The sequence below is a fragment of the Paenalcaligenes niemegkensis genome, from assembly GCF_022230885.1.
Taxonomy (GTDB): Bacteria; Pseudomonadota; Gammaproteobacteria; order Burkholderiales; family Burkholderiaceae_B; genus Paenalcaligenes; species Paenalcaligenes niemegkensis.
Genome location: NZ_JAKGCT010000002.1, coordinates 68,289 through 80,917, shown reverse-complemented (window position 1 = coordinate 80,917; position 12,629 = coordinate 68,289). Strand labels below are relative to the sequence as shown.

General features: G+C 51.7%; 8 protein-coding genes, 1 tRNA gene and 3 pseudogenes. 9 read left to right on the top strand and 3 right to left on the bottom strand.

What is annotated here, in order from left to right; all coding sequences use genetic code 11:
• Window positions 1-15 precede the first annotated feature (15 nt).
• The gene (gene yoaA, locus L1889_RS02130; protein ID WP_238663677.1) at window positions 16-2,031 is read left to right on the top strand and encodes a DNA repair helicase YoaA; all 2,016 of its coding nucleotides are present in this window, start codon (window positions 16-18) and stop codon (window positions 2,029-2,031) included.
• A gap of 64 nt (window positions 2,032-2,095) precedes the next feature.
• Here the strand turns inward: yoaA and L1889_RS02125 are convergent, their stop codons facing one another.
• Window positions 2,096-2,941 (bottom strand): outer membrane protein assembly factor BamD, encoded by an 846-nt coding sequence (locus L1889_RS02125; protein ID WP_372871040.1) that lies wholly within the window; start codon window positions 2,939-2,941, stop codon window positions 2,096-2,098.
• A 53-nt stretch (window positions 2,942-2,994) separates the two neighbouring features.
• On the opposite strand from L1889_RS02125, the gene L1889_RS02120 reads away from it, so the two are divergent.
• The 5 genes and pseudogenes from L1889_RS02120 (at window position 2,995) to phaR (ending at window position 7,927) form a co-directional block, all read left to right on the top strand.
• A complete protein-coding gene (locus tag L1889_RS02120; protein ID WP_238663676.1) occupies window positions 2,995-3,972 on the top strand; it encodes an RluA family pseudouridine synthase in 978 nt (325 codons plus the stop codon).
• Window positions 3,960-4,733 carry a peptidoglycan editing factor PgeF gene (gene pgeF / locus L1889_RS02115; protein ID WP_238663675.1) on the top strand — a complete coding sequence of 258 codons (774 nt, stop codon included), beginning with the start codon at window positions 3,960-3,962 and terminating at the stop codon, window positions 4,731-4,733. Before L1889_RS02120 ends, pgeF begins: the two co-directional genes overlap by 13 nt.
• Before the next feature lie 116 nt (window positions 4,734-4,849).
• Window positions 4,850-6,474: pseudogene (locus L1889_RS02110) on the top strand (PHA/PHB synthase family protein).
• A gap of 111 nt (window positions 6,475-6,585) precedes the next feature.
• The gene (gene phbB / locus L1889_RS02105; RefSeq protein ID WP_238663673.1) at window positions 6,586-7,323 is read left to right on the top strand and encodes an acetoacetyl-CoA reductase; all 738 of its coding nucleotides are present in this window, start codon (window positions 6,586-6,588) and stop codon (window positions 7,321-7,323) included.
• 46 nt (window positions 7,324-7,369) lie between these two features.
• Complete coding sequence (gene phaR, locus L1889_RS02100; protein ID WP_238663672.1) at window positions 7,370-7,927, top strand: polyhydroxyalkanoate synthesis repressor PhaR; 558 nt, start codon at window positions 7,370-7,372, stop codon at window positions 7,925-7,927.
• 88 nt (window positions 7,928-8,015) lie between these two features.
• On the opposite strand, the gene L1889_RS02095 is transcribed toward phaR, so the two are convergent.
• A complete protein-coding gene (locus L1889_RS02095) occupies window positions 8,016-9,137 on the bottom strand; it encodes a GNAT family N-acetyltransferase (protein ID WP_238663671.1) in 1,122 nt (373 codons plus the stop codon).
• Between the two features lie 619 nt (window positions 9,138-9,756).
• Between L1889_RS02095 and L1889_RS02090 the strand changes: the two genes are divergently transcribed.
• The gene (locus L1889_RS02090) at window positions 9,757-10,140 is read left to right on the top strand and encodes a hypothetical protein (protein ID WP_238663670.1); all 384 of its coding nucleotides are present in this window, start codon (window positions 9,757-9,759) and stop codon (window positions 10,138-10,140) included.
• A gap of 4 nt (window positions 10,141-10,144) precedes the next feature.
• Here the strand turns inward: L1889_RS02090 and L1889_RS02085 are convergent.
• Window positions 10,145-10,221 (bottom strand) — tRNA-Met (locus tag L1889_RS02085).
• Window positions 10,222-10,286: 65 nt separating this feature from the next.
• Between L1889_RS02085 and scpB the strand changes: the two are divergent.
• Window positions 10,287-10,841, top strand: a pseudogene (gene scpB / locus L1889_RS02080) (SMC-Scp complex subunit ScpB); the annotation flags it as partial.
• Window positions 10,842-10,937: 96 nt separating this feature from the next.
• Window positions 10,938-12,417, top strand: a pseudogene (locus tag L1889_RS02075) (pseudouridine synthase); the annotation flags it as partial.
• Window positions 12,418-12,629: the final 212 nt, after the last annotated feature.

Sequence of the window (12,629 nt, the reverse complement as noted above, 5' to 3'; positions counted from 1 at the left end):
TAAAGACATATCAACATGCTAACGCAGGAACTTGACGATATTTTTTCCGAAGGCGGCCCTTTGGCGGAATCGGTAAGCCATTATCATTTACGCCATGGGCAGCTCGAGTTAGCTCGTTCTATCTCCAAAGCGATCACGGACCATGAAATCCTTATTGCCGAAGCGGGCACCGGCACCGGCAAGACCTGGGCCTATTTGGTGCCGGTTTTCCTAAGTGGTGGAAAGGTTCTGGTTTCAACAGGTACGCGTACGCTGCAAGATCAGCTATTCAGGCGCGACTTACCGCATCTGCGTAAAGCCTTGGCCTTGTCCATACAAATTGCACTGCTTAAAGGGCGCAGCAATTACGTCTGTCACTACCATCTCGAGCGAACTGAGCAAGATGGCAGAGGATATAGCTCCAGGCGCGAGGCGGGCTATCTCCAAGAAATTGGACGTTTTATTAAAATCAGCTCAAGTGGCGATAAAGCCGATTTATCAGAAGTGCCTGAAGATGCCGACATATGGTCCAGGGTGACCTCGACCCGTGAAAACTGTTTAGGCCAGGACTGTCCTTTTGTGTCCGACTGTTTTGTGCTTAAAGCACGCCGCAAGGCACAAGAGGCCGATGTGGTTGTGGTTAACCATGCCTTGTTCATGGCTGATCTGGCCTTACGCGAAGAAGGTATCACCGATTTGTTGCCTGCTGTTGATACCGTGGTGTTCGATGAGGCGCATCAGCTGCCCGACATTGCGACCCGCTTTTTGGGTACGTCAGTGTCATTGCATAATCTTCAGGATTTGGCGCGTCAGACCGAAGTTGCCGGTTTGGCACATGCTCGTGGAGTGGTCGACTGGAGCGCTGTGTCGGGTGCACTAGAACAGGCATGCAGAGATCTACGCTTAAGCGCGGCCGCAATCAGTCAGATGCCCGGTGGCCGGGCGACGTTTAACGCTATTCCTGATGCAGAGCAGTTCGATGAGTCCCTGGAAAATCTGCTTGAAAAGCTGGATAAAATAATCAAGCTGCTTGAGATGCTGGCCGAGAAGCATCCTGATATCAGTGCGGCCTATAAGCTCGCCATCACGCTGCGAGCAAAGTTATTTGTCTGGAGCCAGCCTGACCGCTACGGCCGGCACGCCTTGATGCCTGATGCCACCTCTGAAGAGCTTAAAGCAGCCAGCGCGGAAGAAGCCGTGCGGTGGGTAGAGCATGGCCAGCACTTTTTCAGGTTCCACAGTGCTCCGCTATCAGTGGCGAAGATATTTTCCCGCTATCGGGAGCCGCATCAATCATGGGTGCTGACTTCCGCGACCTTGTCTGTACACGGTAACTTTGCGCATTTTGTACACCAGCTTGGTCTCTGGGAGGCACGCACCGAGGTCTGGCCATCTCCGTTTAACTACGCCGAGCAAGCCTTGCTGTTTGTGCCGAACACCTTGCCTATACCTAATTCGGCCAATTTCAATACTGAATTCGTAGAGCTTTTGCTACCTCTGATCAAGCAAGCTACGGGTGGCGTTCTTGTGTTGTGCACCACATTACGCGCCGTAGACCGTATCGCCGATTTACTACGCGATCGTTTTGATGAAGAGTTCATCGACAGGCCATTGCTCAGGCAGGGAGAGCGTTCGCGTCGAGTGCTGCTCGAAGAGTTTAGAAATGGAAGCAATATGGTGCTGGTAGGAAGCGCAAGCTTCTGGGAGGGCATCGATGTACCTGGCGATGCGCTTACGCTGGTGGCCATTGACAAGCTGCCCTTTGCGCCGCCAGATGACCCTGTGCTTGAAGCACGTATGACAGCCTGCAGGGATCGCGGTGGGAACCCCTTTATGGAGTATCAATTGCCTGAGGCAGCGATTGCCTTAAAGCAGGGGGCAGGCCGTTTAATACGCACCGAACGAGACTGGGGAGTGCTTGTGGTTGGGGATGCACGCATAGTAGACAAACCCTACGGGCGTCTGCTGTGGCGCGGCCTGCCGGCCTTTACCCGTACGCGCGACCCGAAGCGGGCCTTAGAGTTTTTTAAACAGCACCAGCTAGAAGACTGATGCTAAAAACCCCAAGGTTTGCTAAGAAACTTTGGGGTTTTGCTTATGGTGATGTGTTAAGCGCTTAAAACCAGTTGATCGGGTTCAGGCGGTTTTTAGGCGTCTTGAGCCCTTGATCCCAGTAGGCGCTGTTGGGAAAGTTCTCTTCCAGCACGCGTTTTGTATCATCACGCAAGTCGGTTTTGCCCAGCTTGTCGTAGGATAAGTACATAAGATAGAGAGCCTTTTCCGCAATTTCCACGCCTTCAAAGTCAGTAATTACGCGCTGAGCACGGTTTATAGAGGCCACATATGCGCCTCGCGAATAGTAATATTCGGCGACATGAACCTCGTTTTCGGCGATAGTGCTTACCAGCCATGTAAGACGTTGTTTGGCATCGGCAGCATAACGGCTGTCCGGATAGTTGTTGATGAGATCGTTAAAGGCCTCGTAAGACTCGCGTAGTCCTTTGGGATCGCGTTCGCTGGGGTCTTGCCTGGTGACTTTGGATAACGCGGCACTAGGAGGCGTAAAGCTGATCAGACCTTTTAAATACAACATGTAATCACTGCCCGGGTGATTCGGGTACTGCTTTTGAAAGCGGTCGATGGCTGCCAGTGCCTGTTCGGGCTCTTCGTCTTTCCAGTTGATGTAGGCTTGGTCGATTAGCGATTGCTGAGCGAAGGTACCAAAGGGATACCTTGCTTCAATCGACTCCAGCCGAGTACGGGCACCGTTCCAGTTGCCGACATTCATTTCGGTTTTGGCGTCTTGGTACAGGCGTTCGGCCGTCCATCCCGCGGTCTCGTCGACTACAGGTTTCACTGAACCGCAGCCAGCAATGATGACGGCGGCTGTAACAATTGATGTAGCACGGGCCAAGCGTTTAGCGTTGGGAATTCGGGATAGAAAGTAATCTAGACGAGTCACAAAAGCATCCTTGGTGTTAGCATTGCAGACTTGAATTATATGGGTTTGTCGACATGCCTGACACAAATACTGATAAAAAATTAAGCGCCGAACTCGCTGGGAGTCGTGCCGAGGCACGGGTCTTTAAGTTACCTATCTCTGCCGAACCCGAACGTCTGGATAAAACGCTGGCGCGTTTGATTCCCGAGCATTCGCGTAGCCGCTTGCAATCGTGGATTGAAGGTGGGCATGTACAGGTAAATAATGAAGCGGTTCGATCTCGTCAAACAGTGTATCCCGGTGATGTTATCACCGTATGGGAGCAAGCTGCACCTGAAGAAACAGCTTATGAGCCGGAAAACATCGATTTTCCAGTCGTGAAAGAAACCGATCACTGGATTATCGTGAATAAACCTGCGGGTCTGGTCACCCACCCAGGAGCTGGAAACTGGAGCGGAACATTATTAAATGGGCTGCTTTTTCGCTATCCGGAATTGAAGGGAGTGGCTCGGGCCGGTATTGTGCATCGCCTCGATAAGGACACCTCCGGCTTGATGGTGGTGGCACGCACCGATATTGCCCAGACGCACTTGGTTCGTCAGTTGCAAGAGCGCAGCGTAAAGCGTGAATATCTTGCATTGGTGCATGGCTTCCCAGACGCAGCCGGAGTAATTAACGCGCCAGTAGGCAGAGACGCGAGGGTACCGGTTCGGATGACTACGGTAAATGGCATTGCAGCCCGCGAGGCGATTACTCATTTTGAATGCATCCGCAAGGGGCTGGCCGGGCGTGGTGTGGCGGTCAGTGAGGTGATTTGTCGCTTGCAGACGGGTAGAACTCATCAGATACGAGTGCATATGGCCAGTCTTAAACATCCACTGCTAGGTGACGAAATCTATGGTGGCAAGCCAATTCTGGATGCCTCCAGACAGATGTTGCATGCCCGTGCCCTGGCTTTTATTGATCCGCACTCCGAGCGGCTAGTTGAGTTTGAGTCTGAATTACCTGAAGATTTCGAGGCCGTTCGCCAGCAGATCCAGTGGAAAAAATAATGACGATCGGTAGCATGACTGGAATTGACTGGGCTGGCTGCTCCTATTTCAGCACTTTGCGTGAAGGTGGGGTTAGCCTCGGTGCGTGGGATGGCTTGAATTTAGGGGCCCATTGCCACGACCAGGCAGCAGCAGTTGCAGAGAATCGCGCGCGGCTGCGGCTTGACTTGCCGGCAGATCCTTTCTGGCTGACACAAGTTCACGGCGTGCGAGTGGTAGATGCTGATGTGGCGTCAAGCGCAGCGCCTGAGGCGGATGCCGCGGTCAGCACTGCGGTTAATCGTGTGCTTGCTATTCTCACTGCTGACTGTCTGCCTGTGGTAATTAGCGATTACCGGGGATCGGTATTAGGCGTGGCACATGCAGGGTGGCGTGGATTGGCTGCCGGAGTGCTTGAGGCTACCCTTGATTCCATGCAGGCCAAGCGTCCCGACCATGGGCGATTGCGGGCGTGGATCGGTCCGGCGATTAGCCAGCGTCATTTTGAGGTAGGCGCTGAAGTGCTTGAGGCCATGTTGGCGAAAGATGCAGATGCTGCCATCTATTTTGTGCCAGCCGATATACCAGGTAAATATCATGCCGATTTGGCTGGCCTGGCACGCCTGTTCCTTACGAGAAACTCTCCTAAGGGCATTGATGTCATGCTTAGTGGCGAGTGTACCTTTGAGCGTAATGACAGATATTATTCTTATCGAAGGCACGCTATTACCGGTCGTTTGGCGACTGTTGCGTGGTTGTTGCCCCCACGCCATTCTGCTTAAGTTCGGCTCTGAAGCCGCTTAGCTTAAGCTGATACCCCCATTGACATCCACGACTCGTATCGCTGATTATAAAGTGGTTACACAGTTACATACTTTCTTTATTAAGGGCAAGTTACGTGAGTGTAAAGTCTACAGCACAGCCGTTTCCGTCGTTACTTAGCTCTGAAGCGCAAGCCAGTATTCAAAATGAATTCAAGTCTAAGTGGCAGAGTTTACTTAGCCTGGCGGCACGATCCGATTTGAAGCCTCCGCGAAGTCGCCGGTTCAAAAATGAAGCGTGGTTACGTAAACCTGAAGCGCTATTAAGTGCGCATGCCTGGGAGCTATACACAGAAACGCTGCAGTCGATGGTCAGCAATGCCAACTTGCAACCCGATGTGCAGCAGAGGCTTTCATTCCTTGTCATGCAGTGGGCAGAGGCTGCTTGTCCGGCTAATTTTCTAGTGAGCAATCCAGAGGCTCAGCAGAAGCTGCTCGAAACACAAGGCGCTAGCCTCATGGCTGGTTTGACGAATTTTTGCGCTGATCTGCAAAAAGGCAGATTGACGCAAACGGATGAAAGCCAGTTTGGGGTAGGAAAAAATATTGCTATCACGCCAGGCGCTGTGGTTTTACGCAATACGCTGTTCGAGCTGATTCACTACCAGCCTGTAACGGCTCATGTGCGGGCTATCCCTTTATTGATTGTTCCTCCTTGCATCAATAAATACTACATTCTCGATTTGCAAGAGCGAAACTCCTTTGTGAAATACGCGGTAGATCAAGGCTTTCAGGTTTTTCTGATGTCATGGCGTAACCCGCTTTCCGAGGATAGCGACGGGATTCACCAAGCCACATGGGGCGATTACCTGGATCATGGCGTGCTTGAGGCGGTCGAGGCCGTAAAAGCCATCTCCCGGCAAGGCACGATTAATACGCTGGGCTTTTGTGTGGGTGGAACATTACTGTCATCAGCTTTGGCGCTGGCGCAGGCTCGTGGCGAGCAGCCGTGTAATGCGCTGACACTGCTGACCACGATGCTCGATTTTCACGATGTAGGTCCACTTCAGGTTTTTGTTGACGAAGCTTTGGCCTTGCTTCGTGAATGGCAACTGGGGGCGGGCGGCCTATTATCTGCCGGCGATCTGTCTTCCGCTTTTGCCTTTTTACGTCCTAGTGAATTGGTCTGGAATTACGTGACCGACAATTATCTCAAAGGGGAAACCCCGGCCGCTTTTGATCTGCTTTACTGGAATGCAGACGGCACCAACCTGCCTGGACCATTCTTCACCTGGTATTTCCGCAACACCTACCTGCAAAACAAGCTTAAAGAAGTTGATGGGGTTCGCATTAATGGACACGACCTCGACTTTCGCCGGCTCACTATGCCGGCCTACGTATACGGGTCTAAAGAAGACCACATTGTTCCGTGGAAAAGCTCTTTTCAGAGCGCGCAGCTACTTAGCGGCGATGTTCGCTTTGTGCTCGGTGCGTCGGGGCATATAGCCGGTGTGATTAACCCGCCAGTGGATAACCGGCGACATTACTGGGTGGCTGACCCTGCACAGGGCGGCTTGGCAGATTCGCCTGATGAATGGTTTGCGCAGGGGCGGCAATGCGCGGGTAGCTGGTGGAAACATTGGGCATCTTGGCTAGAGGAAAATAGCGGTGAACATGTTGACGCACCCTCGCAACTAGGGGGCAGCACTATCCGGCCCTGGATCCTGCACCTGGTACGTACGTGCACGTGCGAGCTCTCTAGCCGATGTTGCCTAATAACGGCTTCAAACTGTAGCCATAAATTTAGCGTATGTTATAGAAATTCTGAGCTGTCTGCAGCACAGCTGCTGTTTTAACTTATCAGGAGAGACTTATGTCTACCAAGCTGGCTTATGTAACCGGGGGAATGGGCGGTATAGGCACATCAATATGCCAGCGTTTGGCCAACGATGGCTTCAAAGTGATTGCTGGATGCGGCCCAAGCCGCAACCACGAAAAATGGCTGGATGAACAGCGCGAACTGGGCTTCGAGTTTCATGCCTCGGTCGGGAATGTCGCCGACTGGGAATCTACTCGCGCTGCGTTCGAGGCTGTGGCAGATACCCACGGAAATATCGATGTGCTAGTCAATAATGCAGGGATTACTCGTGATGGTCAGTTCAGGAAAATGAGCTTTGATGACTGGCAGGCTGTGATCAATACCAATCTGAACAGCTTGTTTAACGTCACTAAGCAAGTGATTGAACCTATGCTGCAAAACGAGTGGGGGCGTATTATTAACATTAGTTCGGTCAATGGGCAGCGAGGGCAGTTCGGACAAACCAATTACTCAACGGCGAAGGCGGGTATACACGGTTTCACGATGGCGCTTGCTCTTGAAGTGGCCAGTAAAGGTGTTACTGTTAATACCGTATCACCGGGTTATATTGGAACCGATATGGTTAAAGCCGTTCGTCCTGATGTACTTGAAAAAATTGTCGCTACCATTCCTATACGGCGTTTAGGTGAGCCCACCGAGATTGCGTCCATTGTCAGCTGGCTGGCCTCAGACGAGTCCGGGTTTTCCACTGGGGCCGACTTCTCGGTTAACGGCGGTTTGCATATGGGCTGACTTTTTTGAGGTAATTGCCTCATACTACGACTATGATTTGCTTACTATGACACAAACCACTGCATCCGATTCCGCGCGCTTAATCAAGAAGTATCCTAATCGCAGGCTTTACGATACTCATACCAGCGCTTACATCACTTTAGTTGATATTAAGCAGTTAGTGATGGCCAGCGAAAGCTTCACCGTCGTTGACGTAAAAACCAACGAAGACATCACCCGAAGCATCTTGCTGCAGATTATTCTCGAAGAGGAAAGCGCGAACGTGCCTATGTTTTCCGCCAGTGCTCTGGAGCATATCATCCGTTTTTATGGCAGCGCCATGCAAGGGGTAATGGGCACGTACCTCGAGAAAAACATACAGGCCTTTATTGACATCCAGGACAAAATGGCAGAGCAGTCTCAAGACGTCTATGGCAGACAGATGGGGCCAGAAGCTTGGGCGCAGTTTATGTCGGTACAGGCGCCTGTCATGCAAAGTGCAATGAACATGTATATGGATCAGAGCCAAAAACTATTTATGCAGATGCAAGATCAGGTACAGGGACAGGCATACAATTTGTTTAACGCCTTTCCCTTTGTCCAGAAGCCTAAAGACAAGCCTTAGGGTCTATGGCAATCTTGTGAGCGCCGTAGGAAAACAGGCGAGTCTTATGCCCCAGAGCTAAGTATGCCATCTGGGGCATTTTTGTGGGCTATGCCTTAAAGGGCAGGCTGTTCTTAAGTTCGGCCTTGTAGCTTCTCACAGCTTCTTTCTCGCGAAGAACAAAGTCGGCAATAGCATTTTTAAAGTCAGGGTCTGCAATCCAGTGCGCAGAGTAGGTGGTTACGGGCTCCAGGCCCCTCGACAATTTATGTTCCCCTTGCGCACCCCCTTCAAAGGTTTGTATGGAATTCTCTATGCAATAGCGGATCGACTGTATATAACAGGTCTCAAAGTGCAGGCCGGGCATCTCTTGTACAGATCCCCAATATCGCCCATACAGGGTGTTCCCCGAGCGTAGGCTTAGGGCGCTTGCTACAGGCCGGCCTTCGTGCATAGCAATAATCAACACCAGTGCTTCAGGCATGGTGTGCAAGAGCTTATGAAAGAAATCGAGATTTAAGTAGGGCAGCTGGCCTCGTACAAGATAGGTGTTTCTATAGCACTCATAAAAGAAGGCCAGGTCTTTCTGCGAAATACCATCGCCGCTTAGGTGCTGGAAGAGCACCCCCGCCTCTGCAACCTTGCGACTATCCTGACGAAGCTTTTTTCTGTATTTTTGTCGTAAAGCATCCAGAAAATCGTCAAAGTCACGGTAATCTCGGTTTTTCCAATGAAACTGTATAGCTTCACGTACGAGCAGGCCTGCATCCTCCATTAAACGAGCCTGCGCTATATTTGGAAATAGCAGGTGTAGCGTAGGCACCTTATTGCGGATACTGATTTCCAGCGCCTTCTGCAGCAGAGATTCTTGTGCCTCGACACTAGTCGCAAGCAGTCGGTCTCCTCCCACGGGTGTATACGGAACAGCACTGATCAGGCGTGGATAGTAGGCATGCCCGTGCTGGTGGTAAGCGTTAGCCCAGCCTTGATCAAACACATACTCGCCTCGAGAATGATTTTTTAAATACAGGGGCAAAATGCCAACGACAGCATGCTGATCGCGGGCTATCAGGTGATGGGCCATCCAGCCAGTCTCGGCGCAAGCATTCGGAGAAGTCTCTAATGCACTGAAGAAAGCGTGGCTAAGAAGCTGCTCGCCTTGGGCAAGTTTATCCCACTCGGAGGCATGAATGGCGTCAGCGCTATGTATTAGAGAATAAGTAATGGACACGGTTATACGTAGGGAAGGCAAAAAATAAAACAAGGATGTAGCATTTCGGCAACTTGGCGCAGAGTAAGTTGCGGATTAGGGCTGCGTCACCTAAATGGCCGCGACTATTGACAATGATTTCTTGCAAAGCCGCCGGTACGATGGTGTAATAATATTAATCGCCAGTCGGCGCGAATTACACATTGCATTAGAAATTAGCAGAGCAATGTCACTTACTCCGACAGCTGCCCCATTATAGCTGTCGTTATATTCGCCCACCTTTATTCTGGTTGCGTCTTTATGGTTTCAAAAGCCGCCGCATAATTATATTTACGTAATATTTTGCTTGCTTCACGTGTGTGTTGCGCATTAGTGCACACCTGTATGCGGGTCGTTATGCTCGAATCACTGTCGCTGTTAGGCTCTTTTAGTCAGAGTCAGGCCACCAACCCTTTTGGTGTTTAGTCAGTATTTATTATTTATTCATGCTCGTTTTGCTTTCATTATTGCATCGCTACGTATTGCGCTTGCCAGGTATGGCATATCAATCGTCGTATTTGATTATTCGGCTCAGTGGCAGCCGACCGAGCGGGCTTGCGTCGTTCTTGACCGTGACTTTAACGGTTTGAGTATTTGTTGAATGTCCTTTAATTGGGCGATGGCCATTTTTATTTTATTTCTTTTCGTTGTAGCGACTACGTTGCCTGGTGCTGATCAGGCCGAGGTTTTGCGTTTGACGTGGGGCACCGTAATGCTATGCATAGCATGTGTTGCTCTTGTTAACGCCGACAGCCACAGCCATGTGTACGGTCTTGATTTGAATTCGGTTCAGGGCCACAGTCAAATAGTGAAAAACAACAGTGGTTTTGTGCTTGGCCTGATGAACATGGCTGCTTCGGCTTTCTGGGCTGTGTTGGTTGTGATGTGGGCTTACGCTTTTTCAGGCCTTCGTTCAGTTTTTTGTCTGAACACTTTTGCAGAACGAAAAAATGGGCCGATTTCGTTAAGAAATCGACCCATTTGAATCTTGGTTGCGGGGGCAGGATTTGAACCTACGACCTTCGGGTTATGAGCCCGACGAGCTACCAAACTGCTCCACCCCGCGACAGAAGAACAATATTAACCCCACTGAAATAATAATGCAAGCATTCTTTGGTAATGGCCCACAATATGACAGAAAATGAGGTCTTAAAAGTGCTTGAGGCTGCATTGTTGTGTGCCGATGAGCCCTTAAATATCTCGCAGCTGAGACAATTGTTTGGCGTTTATGACATTTCTAATGATCAAATGCGTCATCATTTGGCTATGTTGCAGCTTGATTGGAAAGAGCGAGGCCTTGAGCTTTTGCCTCTTGCTACGGGTTGGCGCTTTCAAAGCCGTCCCGAAATGCAGCCTTTTCTAGCTCGAATGAGCGCCGGACGGCCCCCTAAGTATTCACGCGCGGTCATGGAAACATTGGCCATTATTGCTTGGCGCCAGCCTGTAACCCGCGGCGACATAGAAGATGTGCGCGGCGTGGGGGTATCAACTCAAATTATTCGCACCCTCGAGGATCGTGGGTGGATTGAAGTGCTGGGGTACAGAGACGCGCCGGGCAGGCCCGCTCTATTGGGCACAACAAAACAGTTTTTAGATGATTTAGGTCTACGTTCTTTACAAGATTTACCGTCCTTGGATGATATCGACGCTGTTGAGGCGCTGACCGACCTGCAATTATCTCAGGCATCCGAGAGCCAAATACAAACAACTGAGAAGGAGGCTGCCGACATGAGGGCCAACTCTCAACGAGAAGACACAAAAATTGAAGGAGTCTCTTAATCAATGACTGATAACAACGATCAGCCCAAGGCAACTGCTACCGGGTCTTCCGAGGGCGTTGGCGATACTGTTTCGCCAACCACGCGAGGTAAAGGAAGGAAGCTGCGTACGCCATTTCGGCGTCGTCGCGGTGATGCTGGAGCCAATAGCAATAACGGCGGTGCTGAAACAGCGCCGCGTGGCAGGACGCCCAAGGAGGCCGCCCCAGCTCAGTCCGAAGCGACAGTTGCGGCAGGAGCCAAGCCGGCTGAGCCCCGTTCACCGAATCGCAGGCGAAGTCCTGTAGGCAGGCGCTCGGGTGCCAGAAAAAACACACCCGCAGCGGCACCGGCAGCATCAACGCGAGGGGATGCAACTGAATTTAATGAGCAGGAGGCTGATCAGGCTCTTTCGTATCTGGATAAATCTGCAAAAATGTCTCAACGATTGGGACGCTATCTGACAAGCGACGCCATTCAGCCCAAGCTGCACAAGGTGCTGGCAGATGCGGGTGTAGGTTCCAGGCGTGACATGGAAGAACTGATTATTTCAGGCCGTGTTTCCGTTAACGGTGAACCCGCTCATATAGGGCAGCGCGTGGGCCAGGATGACAAGGTACGTATTAATGGACGATTGATTGCACGCCCTAATGCCAATAAGCCGCCACGCATTATTCTCTACCACAAGCCGGCGGGCGAGATTGTTAGCCATGATGACCCCAGCGGTCGAGATACTGTTTTTTCGCGTCTGCCACGTTTGAAAGTGGGTAAGTGGCTGTCTGTAGGCCGCCTCGATCTTAATACCGAGGGGTTATTGATCTTCACTACATCAGGTGAGCTTGCAAATCGGATGATGCACCCCGCTATGGCGCTGAGCGTGAATATGCCGTACGCGTGCTGGGCGAGCTTGGTCCAGAGCAGACTAAACGTCTGACTGCGGGGATTGAGCTTGAAGATGGTGTAGCAAAATTTGGCGAGCTCGAGTTCATTGGCGGGGAAGGGAGCAATCGCTGGTACAGGGTTACGATTCATGAGGGGCGCAATCGCGAAGTGCGTCGTATGTTTGAGGCTGCTGGCGTAACAGTCAGCCGGCTTATTCGTACCCGTTTCGGGGAAGTGGTTCTGCCCCGGAAGCTGCGTCGCGGACGCTGGGAAGAGCTTGAGCCAAATATGGCGACCGCCTTGATGCTACGCCTGGGCCTAGCTCGTGAGGTTACCGGCGATTCCGATTCAGATAGTCGGGGCCGCAGGGGTCAGCCGCTGAGTCACGATAGTGCGTTGCCTCCCGGCTTCGGCACAATGGAACAAAATGGTAGCAGCGGTGCGCGTCTGAACCGTCGCGGTAACCTTCGAGGGGCTTCACGTAGTGGGAACGTAATCGATCCAACGGCAACTACCGGTCTTCTGATTAGTGGGGGTTGGCTAATGGACACCCGGAAGCCGGGCGTGGCCAGTCAGCCAGGAATCCGAATCAGCGAAGCCGTGCTGCGCGTCCATCATCAGGTCCTCGTGGGCCTCGTCGCAGCCCTGATGGCCGGGGTGAGAGGGCGGCTGCCGATAAGTCGCCGGCGACCAATCGCCGTACTAACCCTAGGGCAGCTAAATCGTCAGCCGGAAACGCTGACACGTCCGCACGGGCTTCGGCTCCTCGTCGCAACACGGGGGCGTACCCGCGGAGATGACTGGCAGCCTAGTGGTTCTAATGCGCACGAATCCA